21 protein-coding genes are annotated in these 22,987 nt (G+C 72.9%); 11 read left to right on the top strand and 10 right to left on the bottom strand.

Annotated features, from left to right (window positions below; all coding sequences use genetic code 11):
- Nucleotides 1–204 precede the first annotated feature (204 nt).
- On the bottom strand, nt 205–1,497 hold the full coding sequence (locus ACIGQF_RS00670) for a glycoside hydrolase family 18 protein (RefSeq protein ID WP_399703564.1): 1,293 nt from the start codon (nt 1,495–1,497) through the stop codon (nt 205–207).
- Nucleotides 1,498–1,845: 348 nt separating this feature from the next.
- Here ACIGQF_RS00670 and ACIGQF_RS00665 point away from each other — a divergent pair, with 348 nt between their 5' ends.
- A complete protein-coding gene (locus ACIGQF_RS00665) occupies nt 1,846–3,018 on the top strand; it encodes an acyl-CoA dehydrogenase family protein (RefSeq protein WP_399703561.1) in 1,173 nt (390 codons plus the stop codon).
- Nucleotides 3,019–3,125: 107 nt separating this feature from the next.
- Here the strand turns inward: ACIGQF_RS00665 and ACIGQF_RS00660 are convergent, their stop codons facing one another.
- Nucleotides 3,126–3,542, bottom strand: a complete 417-nt coding sequence (locus ACIGQF_RS00660) for a hypothetical protein (protein ID WP_361561570.1) — start codon at nt 3,540–3,542, stop codon at nt 3,126–3,128.
- 208 nt (nt 3,543–3,750) lie between these two features.
- Here ACIGQF_RS00660 and ACIGQF_RS00655 point away from each other — a divergent pair, with 208 nt between their 5' ends.
- The 5 genes from ACIGQF_RS00655 to fxsA all read left to right on the top strand — a co-directional run bounded on the left by ACIGQF_RS00655 (nt 3,751) and on the right by fxsA (nt 9,803).
- Entirely contained in the window at nt 3,751–4,191 is a 441-nt protein-coding gene (locus ACIGQF_RS00655; RefSeq protein WP_030261445.1) for an Lrp/AsnC family transcriptional regulator, read from the top strand.
- Between the two features lie 111 nt (nt 4,192–4,302).
- Complete coding sequence (locus tag ACIGQF_RS00650; RefSeq protein WP_399703556.1) at nt 4,303–5,943, top strand: amidohydrolase; 1,641 nt, start codon at nt 4,303–4,305, stop codon at nt 5,941–5,943.
- Nucleotides 5,944–6,518: 575 nt separating this feature from the next.
- The gene (gene lnt, locus ACIGQF_RS00645) at nt 6,519–8,231 is read left to right on the top strand and encodes an apolipoprotein N-acyltransferase (RefSeq protein WP_399703554.1); all 1,713 of its coding nucleotides are present in this window, start codon (nt 6,519–6,521) and stop codon (nt 8,229–8,231) included.
- Nucleotides 8,228–9,007, top strand: coding sequence for a polyprenol monophosphomannose synthase (locus ACIGQF_RS00640; RefSeq protein WP_399703551.1), 780 nt, complete (start codon nt 8,228–8,230; stop codon nt 9,005–9,007). Before lnt ends, ACIGQF_RS00640 begins: the two co-directional genes overlap by 4 nt.
- Nucleotides 9,008–9,236: 229 nt before the next feature.
- The gene (gene fxsA, locus ACIGQF_RS00635) at nt 9,237–9,803 is read left to right on the top strand and encodes an FxsA family membrane protein (RefSeq protein WP_399703548.1); all 567 of its coding nucleotides are present in this window, start codon (nt 9,237–9,239) and stop codon (nt 9,801–9,803) included.
- A gap of 138 nt (nt 9,804–9,941) precedes the next feature.
- On the opposite strand, the gene ACIGQF_RS00630 is transcribed toward fxsA, so the two are convergent.
- The 4 genes from ACIGQF_RS00630 to ACIGQF_RS00615 all read right to left on the bottom strand — a co-directional run bounded on the left by ACIGQF_RS00630 (nt 9,942) and on the right by ACIGQF_RS00615 (nt 13,633).
- The gene (locus tag ACIGQF_RS00630; protein ID WP_103835566.1) at nt 9,942–10,319 is read right to left on the bottom strand and encodes an RNA polymerase-binding protein RbpA; all 378 of its coding nucleotides are present in this window, start codon (nt 10,317–10,319) and stop codon (nt 9,942–9,944) included.
- Between the two features lie 256 nt (nt 10,320–10,575).
- Entirely contained in the window at nt 10,576–11,940 is a 1,365-nt protein-coding gene (locus ACIGQF_RS00625) for an MFS transporter (protein ID WP_399703544.1), read from the bottom strand.
- Between the two features lie 68 nt (nt 11,941–12,008).
- Nucleotides 12,009–12,809 carry a glycerophosphodiester phosphodiesterase family protein gene (locus ACIGQF_RS00620; protein ID WP_399703541.1) on the bottom strand — a complete coding sequence of 267 codons (801 nt, stop codon included), beginning with the start codon at nt 12,807–12,809 and terminating at the stop codon, nt 12,009–12,011.
- Between the two features lie 155 nt (nt 12,810–12,964).
- Nucleotides 12,965–13,633: a YitT family protein gene (locus ACIGQF_RS00615; RefSeq protein ID WP_399704735.1), complete on the bottom strand. Its 669-nt coding sequence runs from the start codon at nt 13,631–13,633 to the stop codon at nt 12,965–12,967.
- Between the two features lie 208 nt (nt 13,634–13,841).
- Here ACIGQF_RS00615 and ACIGQF_RS00610 point away from each other — a divergent pair, with 208 nt between their 5' ends.
- The gene (locus tag ACIGQF_RS00610) at nt 13,842–15,347 is read left to right on the top strand and encodes a PLP-dependent aminotransferase family protein (RefSeq protein WP_361561564.1); all 1,506 of its coding nucleotides are present in this window, start codon (nt 13,842–13,844) and stop codon (nt 15,345–15,347) included.
- Nucleotides 15,348–15,478: 131 nt separating this feature from the next.
- Here the strand turns inward: ACIGQF_RS00610 and ACIGQF_RS00605 are convergent, their stop codons facing one another.
- A complete protein-coding gene (locus ACIGQF_RS00605; protein ID WP_399703537.1) occupies nt 15,479–17,083 on the bottom strand; it encodes an ATP-binding protein in 1,605 nt (534 codons plus the stop codon).
- 49 nt (nt 17,084–17,132) lie between these two features.
- The gene (locus ACIGQF_RS00600; RefSeq protein WP_103835563.1) at nt 17,133–17,327 is read right to left on the bottom strand and encodes a hypothetical protein; all 195 of its coding nucleotides are present in this window, start codon (nt 17,325–17,327) and stop codon (nt 17,133–17,135) included.
- 218 nt (nt 17,328–17,545) lie between these two features.
- Between ACIGQF_RS00600 and ACIGQF_RS00595 the strand changes: the two genes are divergently transcribed.
- Complete coding sequence (locus tag ACIGQF_RS00595; RefSeq protein WP_361561562.1) at nt 17,546–17,719, top strand: hypothetical protein; 174 nt, start codon at nt 17,546–17,548, stop codon at nt 17,717–17,719.
- Between the two features lie 18 nt (nt 17,720–17,737).
- Here the strand turns inward: ACIGQF_RS00595 and ACIGQF_RS00590 are convergent, their stop codons facing one another.
- Nucleotides 17,738–18,367, bottom strand: a complete 630-nt coding sequence (locus ACIGQF_RS00590; protein WP_399703534.1) for a histidine phosphatase family protein — start codon at nt 18,365–18,367, stop codon at nt 17,738–17,740.
- Between the two features lie 145 nt (nt 18,368–18,512).
- Nucleotides 18,513–19,034 (bottom strand): DinB family protein, encoded by a 522-nt coding sequence (locus tag ACIGQF_RS00585; RefSeq protein WP_399703532.1) that lies wholly within the window; start codon nt 19,032–19,034, stop codon nt 18,513–18,515.
- A 213-nt stretch (nt 19,035–19,247) separates the two neighbouring features.
- On the opposite strand from ACIGQF_RS00585, the gene ACIGQF_RS00580 reads away from it, so the two are divergent.
- From ACIGQF_RS00580 to ACIGQF_RS00570, 3 genes are all read left to right on the top strand, one after another.
- On the top strand, nt 19,248–20,549 hold the full coding sequence (locus tag ACIGQF_RS00580; protein WP_399703530.1) for an MFS transporter: 1,302 nt from the start codon (nt 19,248–19,250) through the stop codon (nt 20,547–20,549).
- A 125-nt stretch (nt 20,550–20,674) separates the two neighbouring features.
- Nucleotides 20,675–21,370 (top strand): type 1 glutamine amidotransferase domain-containing protein, encoded by a 696-nt coding sequence (locus ACIGQF_RS00575; protein ID WP_399703528.1) that lies wholly within the window; start codon nt 20,675–20,677, stop codon nt 21,368–21,370.
- A gap of 154 nt (nt 21,371–21,524) precedes the next feature.
- Nucleotides 21,525–22,892: an aldehyde dehydrogenase family protein gene (locus tag ACIGQF_RS00570; protein WP_399703526.1), complete on the top strand. Its 1,368-nt coding sequence runs from the start codon at nt 21,525–21,527 to the stop codon at nt 22,890–22,892.
- Nucleotides 22,893–22,987: the final 95 nt, after the last annotated feature.

The following is a 22,987-nucleotide window of genomic DNA, read 5'->3' as shown; positions in this document are numbered from 1 at the left end:
CTGCTTCCTCCCGGGGGAGCGCTCGGTCATGGCGTATGGCGTGCGGTCACAGCGCTGACGTGCGGTTACTTGCGGTAACGAAGGTAGCTGTCGAGAGATTAGAGCCGTTGTTGACGGCGCGTCAACAGTGCTGCACGACGAAGGGCGGGAGGCCCGTGGCCTCCCGCCCGACGTGCAGTTGATGGTGCAGTTGGTGCGATGGGGCTACCGGATCGCCTTGATCAGCTCACCGTTCGCGGTGTCACCGCTGAGCTCCCAGAAGAACGTGCCGCCCATTCCCTGCGCGTTCTTGTAGTCCATCTTCGTGCCGATGGTCTCCGGAGTGTCATAGCTCCACCACTGGTCACCGCACTTGGCGTACGCGGTGCCGCCGACCTTGCCGGTCGCCGGGCAACGGCCCTTGAGGTCCTTGTAGTCCTCGATGCCCGCCTCGTACTTGCCCGGTGCCGCGCCGGTCGCGGTGCCGCCCGGCGCCGCCTGCGTGACGCCGGACCAGCCGCGCCCGTAGAAGCCGATGCCCAGCAGCAGCTTGTTCGCCGGGATGCCGAGACCCTTGAGCTTCTTGGTGGTGTCGTCGCTGTTGAAGCCGGCCTTCGGAATGCCGTTGTACGAGGTCAGCGGGGAGTGCGGGGCCGTCGGGCCCTTCGCGTCCCAGGCGCCGAAGTAGTCGTACGTCATGGGGTTGTACCAGTCGACGTACTGCGCCGCGCCCGCGTAGTCGGCCGCATCGATCTTGCCGCCGGAGGAGGCGTCGGCGGTGATCGCCGCGGTCACCAGGTTGGAGCTGCCGAACTTCGTCCGCAGCGCCTTCATGACGTTGGTGAAGGCGGTACGGCCGCTGGTGTCGCAGGTCAGGCCGCAGGCGTTGGGGTACTCCCAGTCGATGTCGATGCCGTCGAAGACGTCCGCCCAGCGCTTGTCCTCGACCAGGTCGTAACAGGACTGCGCGAAGGCGGCCGGGTTCTTGGCGGCCTCGGCGAACCCGCCGGACCAGGTCCAGCCGCCGAAGGACCAGATCACCTTGAGGTTCGGGTGCAGCTTCTTCAGCTTGCGCAGCTGGTTGAAGTTGCCGCGCAGCGCGCCGTTCTCCCAGGTGTCGGCCTTGCCGTCGACGCTCTGGTCGGCCGTGTAGGCCTTGTCGTAGTCGGCGTAGGAGTCGCCGATCGCACACTTGCCGCCGGTGACGTTGCCGAAGGCGTAGTTGATGTGCGTCAGCTTGTTGGCCGAGCCGGAGGTCTCAATGTTCTTGACGTGGTAATTGCGCTGGTAGACACCCCAGTTGGTGAAGTAGCCGACCACCTTGTTCCCGGCCGCCGCGGTCCCTGCGCCCGAGGCGGGCTGCGCGGCCTTCGTGGTGGTGGCGGGCTTCGCGGCGGTGTCGGAGGGTGCGGCCGCGGCGGTTCCGGCGAGCCCGCCGGCGGTCAGCGCGACCGTACACAGGCCGGCGGCGACCGCGGCGAGTCTGTGGGGGAAGCGCTTTTTGTGCGGTCTGAGCATGGTTGCTCCTCGGAGTGGGAGTCCATCGAGGGGAGAGTGCTGTGACCTGCGTCCGCAGTGGCGCCGAACGCGTGGAGCGTCGGAGGAGAAGGTAGAAGGACTAGACCAACTCGGTCAATGGTTTGGACCAATTTGCTGAACTCCCGACGGCTCCCGGGCGACCTCCGGAAGAAGTCGATCAACCGGTGACGGACACCGCCGTACCGGGCATACTCCCTGCGCCGCCGCCGCAGGTCGTCGCCTTCCGCGATCCGGAGAGGGATCATCACCGCGGCAGTGGCAACCGGCCGCGCCGCACCACCCGGGCGGCGCGCTGCCGTATCGCCCGACAGGGAGGAGAGCGCCGCCATGACCGAGTACGGCCACGGACCCGTGGACCGCAGGCTGCCCACCGACGAGGCCCGCCAGCTGATGACGCTCGTACGCGACCTGGCCGCGCGGGAGATCGCGCCCCGGTCGGCAGCGGAGGAGGAGGCGGGGCACTTCCCCCGCGAACTGTTCACCCTGCTCTCCGAGTCCGGCCTCCTCGGCCTGGCGTACGCGGAGGAGTTCGGCGGGGGCGGCCAGCCCTACGAGGTCTACCTCCAGGCCCTGGAGGAACTGGCCGCCGCCCGGCTCACCGTCGGCCTCGGCGTCAGCGTGCACACCCTGGCCTGCCACGCCCTCGCCGCCTTCGGCACCAAGGAGCAGCGCGCCGAGCACCTGCCCGCGATGCTCGGCGGCGGGCTGCTCGGTGCCTACTGCCTCTCCGAGCCCGCCGCCGGATCGGACGCGGCCTCCCTCACCACCCGCGCCACGCGCGACGGCGACACCTGGGTCCTCGACGGCACCAAGGCCTGGACCACCCACGGCGGCCTCGCCGACTTCTACACCGTCCTCGCCCGCACCGGGGGAGCGGGCGCGCACGGCATCACGGCGTTCCTGGTGCCGGGCGATGCCGAAGGGCTGAGTGCCGCGCCGCCCGAGCGCAAGATGGGCATGAAGGGGTCCCCCACCGCGCAGATGCACTTCGACGGCGTACGGATCGGGGACGCTCGCCGGATCGGCGAGGAGGGCCAGGGCTTCGCCATCGCGCTGGCCGCACTGGACTCCGGCCGGCTCGGGATCGCCGCGTGCGCGGTGGGCGTGGCGCAGGCGGCGCTGAACGAGGCGCTGGGGTACCTGGCGACACGCCGTCAGTTCGGCCGGCCGCTCGCCGACTTCCAGGGCCTGCGCTTCATGCTCGCCGACATGGCCACCCAGCTGGAGGCCGGCCGCTCGCTGTACCTCACCGCGGCCCGGCTGCGGGACGAGGGCCGCCCCTTCACCAAGGAGGCGGCCATGGCCAAGCTCTTCTGCACGGACATGGCGATGGGCGTCACCACCGACGCGGTCCAGCTCCTCGGCGGGTACGGCTACACCGCCGACTTCCCTGTCGAGCGCTATATGCGCGAGGCGAAAGTCCTGCAGATCGTGGAGGGCACCAACCAGATCCAGCGCATGGTGATCGCGCGGCAGCTGACGGGGCCGGAGAGCCGCTGACGGGGCCCGAGGGCCGCGCCTGCTCGGGCGGCCGGGACGTACCGGTGGCAAAGGCGTGCGAGTGAGTCCTACGGCTCACTCGCACGGTTCTGCTCGCGCCGGGGGCTTCAGAGGCGCCGGCGCATCATGGGCACCCGCACCGGCCGGGAGCCGGGGCCACCCACGTGGGAGAAGGGCTGCGTACGCCAGTTCAGGCCCTCCGGGAGGGTCAGGAGCATGCCGCTGTCCTGCTCCTGGGGCTCCAGTGCGTCGTCCGGCGAGTCCGTCTCGGAAACCGCCCGTCCGGACCCCTGGCAGACCGTCAGGCCGAAGGGGTTCCACGGCGAGGAGCAGACCGCGTGCTCGGGCAGCGCGTCCTCCTCGGCGAGCAGCGCGATGGGCTGAGCGCAGTCCGGGCAGCTGACCCGGTAGAGCTCGACGGTGTCAAAGGCGTCGTGGAAGTCGTCGTCGCGGAAACTGTCGCCCTCCTGGGCGGCGGTGTTCTCCAGCGTGGATTCCTGCTTCGGGCGTCGCATGATGTCCATCCCCCTCGGGTGGGCTGCGAGATACCGCCATCTTCCGGTGTCGGGCGGCCTCGACCATCACGAGCATTTCCCTGCCTCTCCTGTGCATAATCTCGGCTGCGCTCCGGACACGGAGTGATGGGTGTGGTGTTCGTCACACAGGGGGCGTGCGATGTCCACGATCCGGCGCGAGCTGCGCCGCAGCGCTCCGGCACAGTAGGTTGATCGTGTGGAGGAGCTGGACCGACAAATCGTGGATCTGCTCGTCAAGGACGGGCGGATGAGCTACACCGACCTGGGCAAGGCCACTGGCCTGTCCACCTCGGCGGTGCATCAGCGCGTGCGCAGACTGGAGCAGCGCGGCGTGATTCGCGGCTATGCCGCCATCGTCGACCCCGAGGCGGTGGGGCTGCCGCTGACCGCCTTCATCTCGGTCAAACCCTTCGACCCCAGTGCCCCGGACGACATCGCCGAGCGGCTGGCCGAGGTACCCGAACTGGAGGCCTGTCACAGCGTCGCGGGCGACGAGAACTACATCCTCAAGGTCCGGGTCGCGGCCCCGCTGGAGCTGGAGCACCTGCTCACCCGCATCCGCACCCTGGCCGGCGTCTCGACCCGTACGACCGTGGTCCTGTCCACGCCGTACGAGGCCCGGCCGCCCCGCATCTGATCCGCCGGGACACGCGGGGGAGGGGCGCGGGCGGCCGGCCCGTACGGATCCGGCCGCGCCGTGGCGACCCCGCGCGACCGCCGCGCACACGCAGGGGCGAAACTGTCCGGTATGAGTGAACGCACCCCCGTACCGGCCCCCGACCGCACCGTCCTGCTGCGCGGCGGCGAGGTCCACAGCCCGGCCGACCCCTTCGCCACCGCCATGGTCGTCGAAGGCGGCTCGGTCGCCTGGGTCGGCTCGGAGGGCGCCGCCGACTCCTTCGCCGACGGGGTCGACGAGGTCATCGACCTCGACGGCGCGCTCGTGACCCCCGCGTTCACTGACGCACATGTGCACACCACCGCCACCGGGCTCGCGCTGACCGGCCTGGACCTCGGCGACACCTCCTCCCTCTCCCAGGCCCTGGAGCGCATCCGCTCCTTCGCCGCCGCCCGTCCCGCCGACCGCGTACTCCTCGGCCACGGCTGGGACGCCGCCGCCTGGCCCGAGGGCCGCCCGCCGTCCCGGGCCGAGCTGGACGAGGCCACCGGCGGCCGCCCGCTCTACCTCAGCCGCATCGACGTGCACTCCGCCGTGGCCACCACCGCACTCCAGGACCTCGTTCCCGGCCTGCGCGAACGCCCCGGCTTCCACCCCGAGGCACCTCTCACCGGCGACGCCCACCACGCCGTGCGCGAAGCCGCGTACGCCACCGTCACCCCCACCCAGCGAGCCGCCGCACAGGACGCCGCGCTCGCACATGCCGCATCCCTCGGCATCGGCACCGTCCACGAATGCGCCGGCCCCGAGATCTCCGGCGAGGACGACCTCGTCGCGCTGCTCGCCCGCGCCATCGAGGGCGACGGGCCGCGCGTCGTCGGCTACTGGGGTGAACTCATCACAAACGCAAAGGAAGCGGAGCGGATCAGGGAGCTGGGCGCCGTCGGCGCGGCAGGCGACCTCTTCGCCGACGGATCCCTCGGCTCGCACACCGCGCACCTCTGCACCCCCTACACCGACGCCGCACACAGCGGCAACGCCCTGCTCGACGCCGACACCGTCGCCGCCCACGTCGCCGCCTGCACCGAAGCCGGCCTTCAAGCCGGCTTCCACGCCATCGGCGACGCCGGCATCACCGCCGTGATCGACGGCGTACGGGCGGCCGCCGGACACGTCGGCCTCGACCGCGTGCGCGCCGCCCGGCACCGCGTCGAACACTGCGAAATGCTCACCGCCGACACCATCGCCGGCTTCGCCGAGCTCGCCCTCACCGCCTCCGTACAGCCCGCCTTCGACGCACTCTGGGGCGGCGCCGACGGCATGTACGCCACCCGGCTCGGCGCCGAACGGGCCCGCACCCTCAACCCGTACGCCGCCCTCCTCAAGGCCGGCGTACCGCTCGCGCTCGGCTCCGACAGCCCCGTCACCCCCCTCGACCCCTGGGGCACCCTCCGCGCCGCCGTCTTCCACCGCACTCCCGAGCACGGCATCTCCGCGCGGGCCGCGTTCACCGCACACACCCGCGGCGGCTGGCGCGCCGTCGGCCGCGACGACGCGGGCGTGCTGGTACCTGGCGCACCCGCCGACTACGCGGTCTGGCGTACCGGCGAGCTCATCGTCCAGGCCCCCGACGAGCGCGTGGAACGCTGGTCGACCGACCCCCGCTCCGGCACTCCGGGCCTCCCCGACCTCACCCCCGGCCGGCCGCTGCCGCAGTGCCTGCGGACGGTCGTGGGCGGCCGGACGGTCTTCCAGCGGCCGAACGAGTGAACCTCCCGTGGCGGGTGCCGCCGGGCGCCGTGCCCGGCGAGTACTCGCCCTACCTGCGGCAGTTCGGCACTGACCTGGTTGAACGCAAAAACGACGCAGGTAGAACAGCTGTTGACAGCAGGCCGCCGTCGGCCGGTAGGTTCGGCCGAGTCCACCACAAGGACGTCCGACCGGCAGACCTCCGCGCAGCCGTCGAACGCAGCTGGGCCATGGGGTGGTGCACCGCGCAGGCGCACCACAACTGGGAGCCAGGTCCACCCCTGCGGCACGGAAGCGACGGACAGGCTTCAGTCGGCCGGCGGGTGCGACCCGGGTGGGGCCCGGACGCTCAGTAGACAACGGCTCTCGGTCGACCCGCAGCCAGCGGGTCCCAGGTCGGCCCGAAGGGCTCCGGGCCCCTATCCGCACCGCGGATCCGCCCCACCCCGCACCTGCACGCCACGCCCCGTACGGCCCGCGCCGCGCCCCTCACCGAGAGCGACCGCGCGCCCCGTACCCGCCACCGGCGTCCCGCAGGCCCACGCCCCGTTGTACCGTCGGCTCACCACCGCACGACCTGCAGGAAGGCCGCGACCGTGCCATCGGGCTCCGAAACCACCGCCGAAGCCGTGCCAGGCCCTGCCCAGGGACCCGGCGCGCACGGCCCCGCCACCGACGGCGGCACGGCGGCCACCGGGGCGCCCGACGCCACGGGCCGCACAGCGGGACGCCTGCGCCGCCTCGGCGCCCTCGTACGCCGCGAAACGCCCCGTACCGTGCTCGCGGTCCTCGCCGGACTCGCCCTCGGACTGGCCTTCCCGCCGTACGACCTGTGGCCGCTCTCGCTCGTCGCCGTGGCGGCCTTCAGCCTCCTCACCCGCGGCCGCACGGCCCGTCAGGCGGCCTGGACCGGCCTCGTGTTCGGCTGGCCGTTCTTCTTCCTGCTCCTGAAGTGGCTGCACGTCATCGGCTGGGACGCCGTGATCGGCCTCTCCTTCGCCGAAGCCGTCTTCGTGGCGCTGCTCGGCGCCGGCCTCGCCGTCACCTCCCGCCTCAAGGCCTGGCCCCTGTGGGCCGCCTGCTTGTGGGTCGCGCAGGAATGGGCCCGCGACCGCGTGCCCTTCGGCGGATTCCCCTGGGGACGCCTCGCCTTCGCCCACACCGGCACCCCCTTCACCCCGCTCGCCGCACTCGGCGGCGCACCCCTGGTCACCTTCGCCGTCGCCCTCACCGGCACGCTGGCCGCCGCGATCGTCGTCACCCTGTGGGGGCTGCGAGGCCGGGCCGACGGCGGCGGCACGCGACTGCGCCGGGCGCTGCCGGCCCTGGAGGCGTTCGGGCTGGCCGCGGCCCTCACCGTCGCCGGGTACGCCGTCCCCGTCCCGACCAAGGCCACCGACCACCTGAACATCGCCGTCGTCCAGGGCAACGTCCAGCAGCCCGGCATGGACTTCCTCGGCCGCCCCATGCAGATCCTGGACAACCACGCCACGGCCACCGAGAAGCTGGCCGCCGACGTGCAGGCGGGCCGGGTCAAGAAGCCCGACCTGGTCATCTGGCCGGAGAACTCCTCCGACCTGGACCCGTTCCAGTACCCGGAGGCGAAGGCCCGCATCGACGAGGCGGTACGGGCGATCGGCGTGCCGGTCCTCGTCGGCGCCCTCGTGGACCACCCCAGCAAGCCCGGCTACGTCTTCAACCAGGGCATCGTCTGGGACCCCAAGACCGGGCCCGGCGCCTCGTACACCAAGCAGCACCCGGTCCCCTTCGGCGAGTACGTGCCCTTCCGGGACCAGCTGAGCAAGGTCATCACCCGCCTCCAGCGAGTCCCCCGCGACTTCTACCCGGGCGACCACACCGGCGTGCTGGACATGGCGGGCGCCGAGCTCGGCGACGTCATCTGCTTCGAGGTGGCGTACGACGAGATCGTCCACGACACCGTGAACGCCGGCGCCCGCGCCCTCATCGTGCAGACCAACAACGCCACCTACGGGCGCACCGGACAGCCCGAGCAGCAGCTCGCGATGTCCCGGCTGCGCGCCGTCGAGCACGGCCGCGCCGTGGTGACCGCGGCCACCAGCGGCATCAGCGCCGTCGTCGCCCCGGACGGCGAAGTCACCCACCGCATCCCCGAATTCACCCGGGGCGTGGTCAGCGCGAGCCTTCCGCTACGGGAGGAAAAGACGGTCGCCGACCGCGTCGGCGCGTCTCCGGAATGGGTGATCGCTATGGTGGGCCTTCTGTCCTGCGCTGCCGCGTTCGTGCTCGGCCGGCGCGGGCGTACGAAGGACGAGAAGGGGCAGCAGTGACAGACGGCCGACAGGACGGCGGGCAGCGGCAGTACGGACCGCTGGGCGACACCTTGGTGATCATTCCGACGTACAACGAGGCGGAGAACATCAAGCCGGTCGTCGAGCGGGTGCGCGCGGGTGCGCCCGACGCGCACGTACTGGTCGCGGACGACAACAGCCCGGACGGTACGGGCAAGCTCGCCGACGAACTGGCCGCCGCCGACGACCACGTGCACGTCCTGCACCGCAAGGGCAAGGAAGGCCTGGGCGCCGCCTACCTGGCCGGCTTCCAGTGGGGCATCGAGCACGGCTACGACGTCCTGGTGGAGATGGACGCCGACGGCTCCCACCAGCCCGAGGAGCTGCCCAGGCTGCTGACCGCGCTCAAGGGCGCCGACCTCGTGCTGGGGTCCCGCTGGCTGCCGGGCGGCCGGGTCGTCAACTGGCCCAAGTACCGGGAGGTCCTCTCCCGCGGCGGCAGCACGTACTCGCGGCTGCTGCTCGACGTACCGATCCGGGACGTCACCGGCGGCTTCCGGGCCTTCCGCAGGCAGACCCTGGAGGGCCTGGGCCTGGACGAGGTCGCCTCGCAGGGCTACTGCTTCCAGGTCGACCTGGCCCGCCGCGCCGTCGAGGCCGGGTACCACGTCGTCGAGGTGCCCATCACGTTCGTCGAACGGGAACGGGGCGACAGCAAGATGAGCCGCGACATCGTCGTGGAGGCCCTCTGGCGGGTCACGGCCTGGGGCGTCGGCTCCCGCCTGGACAAACTGCGGGGGAAGAAGAGCGGCTGACGAGGCCCTGTGGATAACTCGGGGGCGGGCTGCGGGCGGGGCTGGTTTGGGTGTGTGCGGTGGTGGCGGGGGAGGGGGTCCCACGCACGGTCCGGGGAGAGGGAGGGGCCCTGCCCAGGGCTGATCGGGGCGACAGGGAACGCTCCGCCCCCGGCCGCACGGCGAGGGAACTTCCCGCCCAGGGTCAGCCCCCCGTCGCGTACGCCGCCCGGCCAGGCACACTTGAGTCATGACGTCCGCCACCACGCCACCGCATTCCCGTCCGCCGCAGCGTTCCCGCGCCCGCCGTCTGGTGCCGATCGGCATCGCCGTATGGGCCGTCCTGGAGATCTGGCTGCTCTCCCTGGTCGGTGGGGCCGCGGGCGGACTGACGGTCTTTCTCCTGCTGGTGGCCGGGGTGGTGATCGGCGGGTACGTCATCAAGCGGGCCGGCCGGCGCGCCTGGAAGAACCTGACCGAAGCCTTCCAACAGCCCGGCGCCGACCCGGCGAAGGCCGCGCCCGAGCGGAGCGGCGGCAACGTCCTGCCGATGCTCGGCGGTCTGCTGCTGATGTGCCCGGGGCTGATCTCGGATGTCGCAGGGCTGCTGTGCCTCTTCCCGCCCACCCGCAAGCTGCTTCAGCGGCGCGTGGAGCGGCTGCTGGAGCGGCAGACCCGCCACACCCCGGGCTCGTTCGGCGACGCCTTCCAGCAGGCGCGTATGCACGCTCCGGACGGCAAGGTCGTCCAGGGCGAGGTGATCCGCGACGACGAGCCGCCGGCCGCGCCGCGCCAGGACCCGCCGCTGCCCCGCTGAGGGGCGCGGCGCCCCCGGGCCCCAGGGGTCGGCCCTCGGCTCACGGCTGACGGGAACGGTACCGGGGGAGACAGAAACGACATGAGGGCCGGGACCCCTGCCGAAGCAGGGGTCCCGGCCCTCATGCGCCGTCCGCCGTCAGGCGGACTTCTTGTTGGTGTCGCGCGGATGCACGGCGATGTTCATGGTGCCGGAGCGCAGGACGGCCAGCCGTTCGGCCAGCACCTCCTCCAGCTCCTCGCGGGTACGCCGCTCCATGAGCATGTCCCAGTGCGTACGCGCGGGCTTGCCCTTCTTCTCCTCAGGGCCATCGCCATCCACCAGGAGTGCTTGAGCGCCGCAAACCTTGCACTCCCACTCCGACGGAATCTCGGCCTCTACCGAGAAGGGCATCTCAAAACGATGGCCCTTCTCGCATGCGTACTCCACCGCCTGGCGCGGTGCCAGGTCGATGCCGCGGTCGGTCTCGTAGCTGGTCACCACGAGTCGCGTGCCGCGAAGAGCTCGCTCACTCATGAATCGTGCCTCCCGGGCTTGTCGCCCACAGGACAGGTGTCGCTGTCGTCGTCATCCGGTCAACGTCCGGTCGGCGGTGAAGATTCCCGTAACCCGCACATGCGTCGCCCGTCGTGCCGCCCCTTGTTGTACCCACCAACGCCCGGTTTGTCACATCTGGCAGCAGATGTCACCCGCCGCTGTCCGAGGTTCAGCGCGCAGTAACGGTCCGCCTGGTGAGCCAAAGGCGTACACTACCGCCCCGCGCCCCGCTTGCCTAAATCAGGTCCGGTGCGCGATTCCCCGCGGCGATCACGGCGCGCCGCACCGGCACGCGGCTGAGCAGGACAAATCCGATCACAAAGAACGCCGCCAGCGAGACGATCGCGTCCCGGTAGCTGCCCGTCACTTGGTAGGCGACCCCGAAGACCAGCGGCCCCAGCCAGCTCACGCCCCGGTCGCTGATCTCGTAAGCGGCGAAGTATTCGGCCTCTTTTCCGCGCGGTATCAGGTGCGAGTACAGCGACCGCGAGAGCGCCTGGCTGCCGCCCAGCACCAGCCCGATGGCCACGGCCAGGCAGAAGAACCACACGGGCGCGTGCGCGGGCAGGAAGTACCCCGCCACGATCACGGCCGTCCATGCCACCAGCGAGCCGAGAATCGTCCGTTTGGCGCCGTACCGCCGGGCCAGTCGGCCCATCAGCACCGCGCCGGCCGCCGCCAGCGCCTGCACCAGCAGGACCGCCACGATCAGCGTCGTCTGGTCCAGGCCCAGCTCCTCCGAGCCGAACACCGACGCCTGGGTGATCACCGTCTGCACGCCGTCGTTGTACACCAGGTAAGCCAGCAGGAAGCCCAGCGTCAGCGGATGCCGCCGCAGGTCGCGCAGGGTCTCCCGCAGCTGCCGCAGACCGCCGCCCGGGGCCGGGGCCGGGGCCGGGGCCGTCGCGGCGCGGGCCGGGAACCGGTCCCGGAGCCGCCGCAGCGGCACCACCGTGAAGACCGCCCACCACAGCCCCGCGGAGGCCAGGCAGATCCGTACGGCGCTGCCCTCGGAGAGCCCGAAGGAGGCATGGCCCGCGTACAGCACGAGGTTGGCCACGAGGACCAGCGCGCCCGCCGCGTACCCGAAGGCCCAGCCCCGGGACGACACCGCGTCCCGCTCCTCCGGCGCCGCGATCTGGGGCAGGTAGGAGTTGTAGAGCATCATCGACACCACGAACGAGACGTTCGCGATGATCAGCAGCGCCCCGCCGAGCAGATAGCGGTCGCCGTCCAGGAAGAACATTCCCGTCGTCGCCGCGGCGCCCACGTACGCGCAGCAGCCCAGCAGCGGCTTCTTGCGGCCGCTGCGGTCCGCCGCGGCCGCGGCCAGCGGCATCGCCAGCACGGAGAGCAGCAGGGACGCCGACACCGAGTACGCGTAGAACGATCCGGCCCGTACCGGGATGCCCAGCGGGTGCACAAAGCCGTGCGCGTCCGCTGCCGCCTTGGCCACGGACGTCAGATACGGCCCGAGGAAAACCGTCAGGACGGTCGTCGAGTAGACGCTGTTCGCCCAGTCGTACCAGTACCAGCCGCGCTGCTCGCGCCGCCGGGCCGCGCCGTCCGTCGGCCCGTCCGGTTCCACGGCGATGTCCACACCCACCCGTTCCCCCTCGCGTTCCCGCCACGGCGGGTGGAAACGGTCGCGGTGCGGCATCCCGTAGGTCAGGTCCAGGCGCCCCGCGCGGCCAGTACATCCCGCAGCGTGTCTATGTGATCGGTCATGATGCCATCCACGCCGAGGTCCAGAAGATCCGCCATCCGCCGCGCATCGTTGACCGTCCACACGTGCACCTGGAGGCCGAGCCGGCGCGCGGCCTGGAGGAACAGCCGGTCCACCACCCGGAGGCCCGCGTGCCGCTCCGGTACCTGGACGCACACCGCGCTGCGCCGTACCGCCGCTCCCAGCAGCCGGTCCAGCGGCAGGCTCCGCCCGTAGGAGCGCAGTCGCAGCCCCGCCACCCCGCGGGTGCCCAGCGAGGTGGCCAGCCGGCCGCCCGCCAGCCGCTGCGCCCGCTCCACCCGTCCCTCCGAGAACGAGCCGACGCACACCCGGTCCCACGCCCCCGTACGGCGCAGCAGCGTCAGCAGCGGGCGCAGCGCGGGCTCCGCCTTCACGTCCACGTTCCAGCGCGCCTCGGGGAACTCCTCCAGCAGCTCTTCGAAGAGCGGCAGCGGCTCCCGGCCCGCCACCCTGGCCCGTCGTACCGCGTGCCAGGGCAGTGCGCCGATCCGGCCGCGGGCGTCGGTGACCCGGTCCAGGGTGGCGTCGTGGAACGCCACGAGACGGCCGTCCGACGTGGCGTGGACGTCGGTCTCCAGATAGCGGTAGCCGCCCGCCACGGCGCGGCGGAAGGCGAGTGCGGTGTTCTCCAGGCCGTCCGCCGCGCCGCCCCGGTGGGCGAAGGCGAGCGGCGCCGGGTGATCGAGGTACGGGTGGCGGGGGCGCGGGAGCAGTGCGGTCACGCGGGCAGTATGGCGGGCGGCCCGTGGGGCGGGGGAGCGGGGTCCGGCCAGGAAGGCCGCTACGGGAGGCGCTCCTGGAGACGTGGCCCCTCCCGAAGGCGCCTACCGCCCCGAAGGCGCGGCCCTCCCGAAGGCGCGCCCCCGAAGCGCCGCGCTCAGCAGCCAGGCCTCGTGGCCGATTCCGCCGCGGCCGGTCCTGTGGCCGCTTCCGGTGCCGCCGCCTGCTCCTCCGATGCTGCCGCCGGCTCCTGGGGCGCCGGTGCCGCGCTCCCCGCGGCGACCACCCGGGACCGTTCCTCCTCCAGTCCCTCGATCGCGAAGACCCGCAGGAAGAGCTGCGCCATCGGGCCGATCGCCAGCGCGTACACGACGGTGCCCACGCCGACCGAACCGCCCAGCACGAAGCCCACCACGAGAACGGTGACCTCGATGCACGTACGGACGAGGCGGATCGGGCGCCCGGTACGCAGGTGCAGGCCGGTCATCAGGCCGTCCCGGGGCCCGGGCCCGAAGCGCGCGGAGATGTACAGGCCGGTCGCCGCGCCGTTCAGAGCGACCGCGAGCGCCAGCATCGGGACGCGGACGGCCCACGAGGAGTACGCGGGCACCAGGGCGATCGTGGCGTCCATGACCAGGCCGAGCACGACCACGTTCGAGACCGTCCCCAGCCCGACGCGCTGCCGCAGCGGGATCCAGAGCAGCAGGATCAGCGCTCCGCCGATGATCGTGACGGTGCCGATGCTCACGCCCGTGTGCTCGGAGATGCCCTGGTTCAGCACGCTCCACGGCTCCAGGCCCAGCCCCGCGCGCACCATCAGGCCCATGCTGACGCCGTAGGCCGTGAGACCGACGTACAGCTGGAGCAGCCGCCGGGGCAGATGGCGCCTGCCCGGCCCGGCTCCCGACCCCTTCGCGGACCCCTTCGCAGACAACGGGTTCCCCCTCCTGGCAGAATTGGACTGTAGGAGGTCAGCCTGTGGCGGGCCGATGAGCCGGTACCAGGGCCAATTCGGGAAAGGTGGACTGGTCGAGATGGCGCAGTGGACTTCAGCGGTGGGCGCGACCCAACTCGCCCGCCTGGTGCGGTCGCAGGACGACCGTGCCGCCGCGGCGGCGGTCGGCGGCCGCCGCATCCCCGCCTACCGGACCCTCGCCGACGGCGTTCGCCTCCTGGTGCTGGAGGGCCGCGTCCCCGTGGCGGCCCGGCTGCCCGCCGAGCGCGAGCTGGCAGCCGCGCTGTCGGTCAGCCGGACCACCGTCGCCGCCGCCTACGAAGCGCTGCGCGCGGAGGGCTTTCTGGAGTCCCGGCGCGGCTCGGGCAGCTGGACCGCCGTCCCGGCCGGCAACCCGCTGCCCACCCGGGGCCTCGAACCGCTGCCCCCGGAGGCCGCGGGTTCGATGATCGACCTGGGCTGCGCCGCACTGCCGGCGCCCGAGCCCTGGCTCACCCGTGCGGTCCAGGGCGCCATGGCGGAGCTGCCGCTCTACGCCCACACGCACGGCGACTACCCGGCCGGGCTGCCCGCGCTGCGGCAGGCCCTCGCCGACCGGTACACCGCGCGCGGCATCCCGACCATGCCCGAGCAGATCATGGTCACCACCGGCGCGATGGGCGCCGTGGCCGCGATCTGCCGTCTGATCACCCGCCCCGGGGAGCGGGTGGCCGTCGACTCGCCGTCGTACGCCAACATCCTCCAGCTGATGCGGGACGCCGGGGCCCGGCTGGTTCCGGTCGCGCTGGCCGAGGGGCTGGGCGGCTGGGACATTCCGGCCTGGCGCCAGGTGCTGCGGGACGCCGCGCCCCGTATGGCGTACGTCGTCGCCGACTTCCACAACCCCACGGGGTCGCTCGCCACGGAGGAGCAGCGGCGCGGGCTGGTCGCCGCGGCCCGCTCGGCCGGCACGGTCCTGGTCGTCGACGAGACGATGACCGAGCTGTGCCTCGACCCCGACGTCGAAGTGCCGTCGGCGCTCTGTTCGTTCGACCCGTCCGGCAGCTCGGTGATCACGGTTGGTTCGGCGAGCAAGGCGTTCTGGGCCGGCATGCGCATCGGATGGGTGCGTGCCGCGCCCGACATCATCCGCAGCCTGGTCGCGGCCCGTGCCTACGCGGATCTCGGCTCGCCGGTCCTCGAACAGCTCGCGATCGTCTCGCTGCTGGAGGGCGGCGGCTGGGAAGAGGCGGTCGAGATCCGCCGGGAGCAGGCGCGCGAGAACCGTGGCGCGATCGTCGAAGCGGTCCGGCGCCACCTGCCCGACTGGGAGTTCAGCGTTCCCCACGGCGGCCTGACCCTGTGGGCGCGTACGGGCGGGCTGTCCGGCTCGCGCATCGCGGAGGCGGGGGAGCGGCTGGGCGTACGTGTCCCGTCGGGGCCGCGCTTCGGCGTCGACGGCGCCTTCGAGGGCTTCGTGCGGCTGCCGTTCACGGTCAGCGGCGCGGTGGCCGACCAGGCCGCCGCCCGGCTGGCCGGCGCCGCTCATCTCGTGGCCACGGGCCAGTCCCTCGATGCCGAGCCGGTGCACTCCTTCGTGGCCTGAGGCTGCCGGCCCCCGACCGGTGCACTCCTTCGTGGCCTGAGGTTCCCGGCCCCCGAAAGGGTCCGGGCGGCCACCGGTGGAGCGCGTCACCGGTGGCCGCCCGGAGGCGGGGTGCCCCTGGGGGGCAGCGGCTATACCGCCTCCGAGGCGGTGCCGCTCCGGTACCCGAATCCGAAGTCCGGGTCGGCGAGCGGGTCGGCGGCCGCGGGGACGGAGCCGAGCTGTGCCGAGCGCTCCGGCAGCAGCGCCAGCACCGCCTGCCGGTGGTATTCACTCGTCGCGTCGTCGAACGGGTCCGGCGTGGCGGGCACTTGGAGGCGGAGCACCGGGCCTGACCCGAGGCGGGCGTAGCCGCGCCCCGGCGGCACCTGGTCGGCGGGCGTGGTCTCCGGGGCGGCGCCGAGGACGGCGCGTACGTCCTCGGGCGAGGTGGGTCCGAGCACGACCCGCGCGCGGGTGTGGGCCCGTACCGGCTCGCTCAGCAGCTCGGCGCCCTCGAACTGTTCGGCGAGGACGATCGTGACGTTTGCCGCGCGTCCGTGGCGCAGCGGGACCTGGAGGAGGCGTTGCGGGTCCTCGCGGCCTTCGGCGGCGGCGAGGTGGGTCAGTGTGGCCGGCCGGTCGACGATGATCCACAGCGGCTGGCGGATGTCGTCGGGGACGGGGAGCCCGGCCTGCCGCGCGCGGTTGGCGGCGATCAGCCGCCGCTCCGTCTCGCGGGCCGCCCACTCCAGCGTGGCGAGCGTGCCGCTGAGCCCGCATTCCACGCCGAGTACGCCGGGCCGCCCGAGCAGGAAGGCGTACTCGCCGGTGCCGCTGCCGTCGACGACCAGTACGTCGCCGTGGGCGAGCGCCTGCAGTGCGACGGAGCGCAGCAGGGTCGTGGTGCCGCTGCCGGGGCGGCCCAGGGCCAGCAGGTGGGATTCGGTGGAGCGCGGTCCGGTCCGCCAGACCACCGGCGGCACGTCCCTGGGCTCCGCCTCCTCGGCGGCGCCCGCCACGGGGACGGTGCGCTGGACGGCGCCGGCGTCGGTGAAGCCGAGGACGGTCTCGCCGGGCGCGGTCACGAACCGCTGCGCGGCGATGTCGGTCGGCAGCGCGGGCAGCACGCTCAGGACGAGCCGGTTGGCTTCCTGGTCCCATGCGAAGTGGTACTCGCGGCCCCGCCCGGACTTGGCGAGCAGGACCTGTTCGATGCGTGCCCGGGACGGGGCCTCGGCATCGGTGAAGTACACCGGGTACTTCAGGAGGAGCCGGGACAGCCGCCCGTCCTCGTCGAACTCGTACTCGGTGAAGGCGGCGGTCCAGTCGCCGTCGTGCACGTAGAGCGGGTTCGGGTCGCCCTCGAAGCTGAGGTACGGCACCAGCGCTTCGTACAGCGCGCGCAGCCGGCCGGTCTCCGCCTCACTGGGACCGGTGTCCGCCGGTGTCCGCTCGCGGCCCGCCCAGGCCGCCGCGGCCATCAGGGAGATGAGGGCGAGCAGCGGCCCGTACGGCGCGAGGGCGAGCGCGGCCAGGCCCATGGCGGCCATGCACAGCGTCGGGCCGCGGCGTTCCCGGGGCGTCGCCGACCACCGCTGCCGGCCGGACCCGACCAGGCGGCGCAGGCCGCGGCCGATGACGAACAGCGGGTGGAACACGTCGGAGGCGCCGTCGGCCGCGGTCCGCGCGAAGTCGCGGCCGCGGGCGAGGGGAATGCGGTTGCTCAGGATGCTGGGCAGTGGACGCCGGGGCACGGAAGGTCTCCTGGAAGGTGGTGGCGTGGCGGCTCGCGCGTCACGGCTCTCAGAGGTTCAGCCCGCTGATCAGCCCCGCGAGGCTGGCGCCGCCGGCCTTGATGCCCGGGGCGATGGCGGTCCCCGCGAGGTAGAAGCCGAAGAGCGCGCAGACGAGGGCGTGGGTGACCTTCAGCCCGTCCTTGCGGAAGAAGAGGAAGACAATGACGCCGAGCAGGACAACGCCGGAGACGGACAGGACCATGGGGATGCTCTCCTGGGGTCGTGGGGACGGTCACCGTGAGTTCTTCCAGCCTCACAGTACGTATCAAGCCCAAGAAAGCCGCAAATGGGTGATTTATCGTTGAAACCCCCCATTCGGGGTCCGTCGTAGCGCAGCATGGCCCGGAGTGTGCCTACGGGCGCCGAAGACGCCGTTCGCGCCCCTTGTGCGGTACCTCGGTACGCAGGATCCTGTGCGCCATGGCCGTATCGGTGCCACCGCACTGCTCGAAGTGCTGCCCGGTCGTTCCTGCCCGGCCGGTGCCCAAGCCGCGCCTTCCGGTCGCCGCGTGGGTCGAGTTCGTCCTCCTCATGGTGGCCCTGGCAGCCGCCTGCGCACTGGTCCTCTGGATCGGCGACAGCCTGTTTCCGTGACCGCTCCGAGCGCCGGGCTCAGCGGCCGGGCTGCGGTTCCGCGCCGGTCATCTCCAGGTCCGACCAGGTCACGGCCGTCCAGCCGGTGGCGGGCGTGCCCTCCAGGACGACGACCGCGGTGTTCGGGAGCGGGTGCGCGATGGCCCAGTCCGCGTCCAGGTTGCCGGCGCGCGCCGCTGACCAGGTACGGATCGCCGCGCCGTGGCTGACCACCGCGGCCGCCTCCACGCCGGACGCGGCGATCTCCTCGATCACCGCGTCGTAGCGCGCCAGCATCTCCGTGCCGTTCTCCCCGCCGGGCATCCGCAGCTCCGGCCTGCCCGCCGGCCACGAGAACGCCACGCGCTGGTACTGGTCGTTGGAAGCGGCGTCGCCGCGCATCTCCAGGTCGCCCGCGGTGATCTCGCGGATGCCGTCGCGGACCACCACCTCCAGGCCGCGGGCCTGCGCGAGCGGCGCCGCGGTCAGCTGCGTCCGCACGAGCGTGGAGGCGTAGAGCGCGTCGATCTTCTCGTCGGCCAGCCGCTGCGGGAGCGCCGCCGCCTGCTGCTCGCCCAGTTCGGTCAGGCCGGGCCCCGGGGCGGTCGTGTCCAGGAGGTGACCGACGTTGGACGGGGTCTGACCGTGACGGATCAGCAGCAGGCGCATGGGGGAGCTCCGATGGAAGCGCGGGCGGGCTCCGCACGGCGCCGGCCGTACGGCGCGCCGCCCGTACGGCACGTACGTATATGGGCTATGCAATCAATTTCAGGCTACCGGACACCGGTACGGGCCCGGCAGCCACGCCGGGCGCTCACGCCGTGACTCCCGTCGCGCCGTCCGTCTGCTCACGGAGGATGTCCGCGTGCCCGGCGTGCCGGGACGTCTCCTCGATCATGTGGACGTAGATCCAGCGCAGCGAGACCTCGCCGAGCTGCGGATGCGGAACGACGTGGTCCAGCGGGAGGCCGGCGGCCACAGCGCGGGACCGCGCGCAGGCCGCGTCGTACGCCGTCACCAACGCGTCGAGGGTCTCCTCGGGCGCCACCTCCCAGCCGCCCGTGTGCCCGCTCTCCACGGGCGGTTCGCCGTCGGTGAGCAGGGCGGGGAACCACTCCCGCTCGACCAGGGTCAGGTGCTTGACCAGGCCGGCGAGGGTGGTCTGCGAGGGCACGAGCCGGCGGCGCGCCGCGGCATCGGCCAGGCCGCCGACCTTCCCCCTGACCGTCGCACGGTGGAAGTCCAGGAATGCTTCGAGGACCTCGTGCTCGCCGCCGGTACGGACGAGCAGCGGGGCGGGCAGGGCAGCGGTGCCGGTGCGGTGGGACTCTGTCATGCCGTGATCTTCGCGCACCTACGGCAGCGCGGTAAGGGACCAACGGGCACTGCCATACGCGCCCGGCGGGCGGTATAGGAAACCGGAGGGCAATAGGAGCGCCGGGGGGCGCGTGAGTGCGCGGGGCGGGAACGGGGGCGTGGCGACGTGAGACCAGCCATGGGCGAGCGGCCGAGACGGACACCGGGCCGGTGGGCGGGGAGTCGCGCCCGGATGCGGCCGCTGGCGGGGCTGCTGGTCGCGGCCGCCGTCTCGCAGGCCGGTACGCGGGTCTCGGCCATCGCGCTGCCCTGGTTCGTCCTGGTCAGCACCGGCAGCGCGGCCCGCACCGGCCTGGTCGCCTTCTGCGAGATGGCGCCGTACGTGCTGATCAAGGCGCTGACCGGGCCGCTGGTCGACCGCGCGGGACCGCGGGTGATCTCCTGGACGACGGACGTGGCCAGCGCGGCGGGGGTCGCCGCTATACCGGTGCTGCACGCGCTCGGGGTGCTGGACTTCTGGCTGCTGCTCGTCGTGGTCGCGGTGATCGGCGGCGCGCGGGGCCCCGGTGACCTGGCCAAGGAGGTCATGATCCCGGAGGCGGCGGCGCGTTCGGCGGTCTCCATCGAGCGGGCCACCGGCCTCCTCGGCGTCGTCGAACGGCTCGCCTCGACGGTCGGCCCCGGCGCGGGCGGCGTCCTGGTCGCCGTGCTCGGACCGCTGACCGGACTCCTCGTCAACGCCGCGACGTTCGCGCTCGGGTCGGTGCTCGTCGGCCTGGCGCTGCCGCGCGGCATGGGCGGTGCCGCGGCGCCGGACCCCGCCGCCGCGGACGGCGGTCCCGGGCCTGGCTACTGGCGGCGGTTCGCCGAGGGCTTCGCCTACCTGCGCGGCCAGCCGCTGCTGCTCGCCATCATCGGCACCGTGGGCTTCACCAACTTCCTCGACGCGGCCCGCAATGCCGTGCTGCTGCCGATCTGGGCCAGGGAGACCGGCAACGGACCGTCCGCCATCGGGCTGATGACGGCAGCGACGGGCCTCACGGCGGTGGCCGGCAGCCTGGTCGCCGCGGTCGTGGCCCACCGGATGCGCCGCCGGCTGGTCTTCTTCACCGGCTTCCTGCTTTCCGGCGCGCCCCGCTTCGTGATCCTGGCGCTGGACGTACCGGTGTGGGCAGTGGTGGCCGTGTACGCGCTCTCCGGCTTCGGCTCCGGCTTCCTCAACCCGATCTTGGGCGCGGTCGTCTGGGAACGGGTCCCGCGCCGGCTGCTCGGCCGGGTCGGCGCCCTCGGCGACTCGCTGTCCTGGGCGGGCATCCCGCTCGGCGGCCTGGTGGCGGGTGCGGTGGTGGGCTGGCTCGGGCTGGTACCGGTCCTGGCGGTGAGCGGCGCCGCGTACCTTCTCGCCACCCAGCTGGCGGGACTCCGGCGGGAGTGGCGGGAGATGGACCGGGAGTGGAACGGCGGGGAGGACGCGGGCGGCGCGGGCCCGGAGGGAACGGTGGGGCCGCCCTCGGATCGGGGGAACCAGGCATAGCCGGCGGACGGCCGGGCACGCGGGCGTCCGAGGCCCCGGCGCGCTGGACGGCGCGGACCGGGCACAGCCGTTACGTTCGGGGCAGCGCACACGCCCCGCGGAACCGAAGGAACCGGAGGACCGACATGGCGAAGATCCTTTTCGTGCTGACCGGCGCCGACCACTGGACGCTGAAGGACGGCACCCGGCACCCCACCGGCTTCTGGGGCGAAGAGGTGGTGGCCCCGTACCGGGTCTTCACCGAGCTCGGGCACGAGGTCGTGGTCGCCACGCCCGGCGGCGTGCAGCCGACCCTGGACCCGGCGAGCCTGGCGCCGGAGTTCAACGGCGGCCAGGACGGCTCGGACGCGGTCGCCGCCGCGCTGCAGTCGATGGACCCGCTGCGCAGCCCGGTCAAGCTGGAGCAGGTCGACGTGGCGGGCTACGCGGCCGTCTTCTACCCCGGCGGCCACGGCCCGATGGAGGACCTGGCGGTGAACGAGGCCTCGGGCCGGGTGCTCACCGAGACGCTCGCCTCGGGCAAGCCGCTGGGCATCGTCTGCCACGGCCCGGCCGCGCTGCTCGCCACGCGCGGCGCCGACGGCACCTCGCCGTTCGCCGGGTACCGCCTCACCGCCTTCACCAACGCCGAGGAGGCGCAGGCCGGCTTCGCGGACAAGGCGCCGTGGCTGCTCCAGGACCGCCTGGTGGAGCTCGGTGCGGACTTCCGCGAGAGCGAGCCGTGGGCGCCGCACGTCATCGCCGACCGGAACCTCTACACCGGCCAGAACCCGTCCTCGTCGGCGCCGCTGGCCACCGAGGTGGCCAAGGCGCTGGGCTGACCGCGGGCCGGCTCCGGCCCCGGCGCCGACCCCGGGTCCGCTCCGGCTTCGGTACTGCCTCCGGGCCGGTCCCGTCCTCGGCGGAATGAATGCTTCCACTCCGACGCTGTGCATAACCGATCGCACGCAACACCTCGAACGAATCGAGCACCGCATGACCGGCTCACCCGCCACCACCGCCGAAGCGCCCGCAGCCACCGCTGACACCGCCGCCGAGGCCCCCGCCGACCTCGTCGCCCGGCTGCGTGCCACCTTCCGCGACGGCCGCACCCGCTCCCTGGAGTGGCGTGCGCAGCAGCTCTGGAAGCTCCGGACGCTGCTCACCGAGCACCGCGCCGACCTCGCCGCCGCGCTCCACGCGGACCTGGGCAAGAGCGAGGCCGAGGCATTCGCCGCCGAGGTGGACTTCCCGGTCCGGGAGATCGACCACACCCTGGAGCACCTGGAGGAGTGGCTGCGGCCCAGCGCCAAGCCGCTCTCGGCGGAGGGCTTCCCGGCGGGCAGCACGGCGGGCACCCGGTTCGACCCGCTCGGCGTCGTCCTGGTCATCGCCCCGTGGAACTATCCGGCACAGCTGCTGCTCGTGCCGCTCGCGGGCGCGCTGGCGGCGGGCAACACCGTCATCGCCAAGCCCAGTGAGCTGGCCCCGGCCACCTCGGCGCTGCTGGCCCGGCTGCTGCCGGAGTACCTCGACAACGACGCGGTCGCCGTCGTCGAGGGCGGGGTGCCGGAGACCACGGCACTGCTCGCGCAGCGCTTCGACCACATCTTCTACACCGGCAACGGCACGGTCGGCCGGATCGTGATGCGGGCCGCCGCCGAGCATCTCACGCCCGTCACCCTCGAACTGGGCGGCAAGTCCCCGGCGTTCGTCGACCGGGACGCGGACGTGACGCGCACGGCGCAGCGGCTGGCCCGCACCAAGTTCCAGAACGCCGGCCAGACCTGTGTCGCACCCGACTACGTGCTGACCGACCCGGAGACCTCCAAGGCCCTCCAGGCGGCGCTCGCTGAGGCCGTCGAGGGGCTGTACGGCACCGACCCGGCGGCGTCCCCCGCTTACGGCCGGATCATCAACCACCGCCACTTCGACCGGCTCACCCGTCTGCTCGGCTCCGGCCGGACCGTCACCGGCGGTGGCCACGACCGGGAGCAGAAGTACATCGCGCCGACCGTGCTGGCCGACGTCGCTCCCGACTCCCCGGTCATGCAGGAGGAGATCTTCGGTCCGCTGCTGCCGATCGTCGAGGTCGAGGGCCTGGACGAGGCGATCGCGTTCATCAACGACCGCGACAAGCCGCTGGCCCTCTACGGCTTCACCGAGAACGAGACCACCCGTCGCCGGCTGGCCACGGAGACCTCCTCGGGCGGCCTGGGCTTCGGCATGCCCATGGCCCATCTGCGCATCCCCGACCTGCCGTTCGGCGGCGTCGGCGAGAGTGGCATGGGCGCGTACCACGGCCCGCACTCCATCGCCACGTTCAGCCACCGCAAGGCCGTGCTGGACGTCCCGCTGGCCTGAGGCCCCGCGTCGCCGCCCCGCCCCCGGAGCGCGTACCCGACGCTGCCCGACGCCTTCCGCACCGGGCCAATAGGCCCGGCAGGCGGCGGAGTTAC

This window comes from Streptomyces sp. NPDC053560, assembly GCF_044544605.1.
Classification (GTDB): Bacteria; Actinomycetota; Actinomycetes; order Streptomycetales; family Streptomycetaceae; genus Streptomyces.
The sequence above is the reverse complement of the archived record's forward strand: the minus strand, read 5'-3'. Positions and strand labels throughout refer to the sequence as shown.

Coding starts and splice junctions, on each gene's coding strand:
- ACIGQF_RS00670 (WP_399703564.1), bottom strand. CDS start 1,497: ATGCTCAGACCGCACAAAAAGCGCTTCCCCCACAGACTCGCCGCGGTC.
- ACIGQF_RS00665 (WP_399703561.1), top strand. CDS start 1,846: ATGACCGAGTACGGCCACGGACCCGTGGACCGCAGGCTGCCCACCGAC.
- ACIGQF_RS00660 (WP_361561570.1), bottom strand. CDS start 3,542: ATGGACATCATGCGACGCCCGAAGCAGGAATCCACGCTGGAGAACACC.
- ACIGQF_RS00650 (WP_399703556.1), top strand. CDS start 4,303: ATGAGTGAACGCACCCCCGTACCGGCCCCCGACCGCACCGTCCTGCTG.
- fxsA (WP_399703548.1), top strand. CDS start 9,237: ATGACGTCCGCCACCACGCCACCGCATTCCCGTCCGCCGCAGCGTTCC.
- ACIGQF_RS00630 (WP_103835566.1), bottom strand. CDS start 10,319: ATGAGTGAGCGAGCTCTTCGCGGCACGCGACTCGTGGTGACCAGCTAC.
- ACIGQF_RS00615 (WP_399704735.1), bottom strand. CDS start 13,633: ATGGGCCTGATGGTGCGCGCGGGGCTGGGCCTGGAGCCGTGGAGCGTG.
- ACIGQF_RS00610 (WP_361561564.1), top strand. CDS start 13,842: ATGGCGCAGTGGACTTCAGCGGTGGGCGCGACCCAACTCGCCCGCCTG.
- ACIGQF_RS00600 (WP_103835563.1), bottom strand. CDS start 17,327: ATGGTCCTGTCCGTCTCCGGCGTTGTCCTGCTCGGCGTCATTGTCTTC.
- ACIGQF_RS00595 (WP_361561562.1), top strand. CDS start 17,546: ATGGCCGTATCGGTGCCACCGCACTGCTCGAAGTGCTGCCCGGTCGTT.
- ACIGQF_RS00590 (WP_399703534.1), bottom strand. CDS start 18,367: ATGCGCCTGCTGCTGATCCGTCACGGTCAGACCCCGTCCAACGTCGGT.
- ACIGQF_RS00585 (WP_399703532.1), bottom strand. CDS start 19,034: ATGACAGAGTCCCACCGCACCGGCACCGCTGCCCTGCCCGCCCCGCTG.
- ACIGQF_RS00580 (WP_399703530.1), top strand. CDS start 19,248: ATGCGGCCGCTGGCGGGGCTGCTGGTCGCGGCCGCCGTCTCGCAGGCC.
- ACIGQF_RS00575 (WP_399703528.1), top strand. CDS start 20,675: ATGGCGAAGATCCTTTTCGTGCTGACCGGCGCCGACCACTGGACGCTG.
- ACIGQF_RS00570 (WP_399703526.1), top strand. CDS start 21,525: ATGACCGGCTCACCCGCCACCACCGCCGAAGCGCCCGCAGCCACCGCT.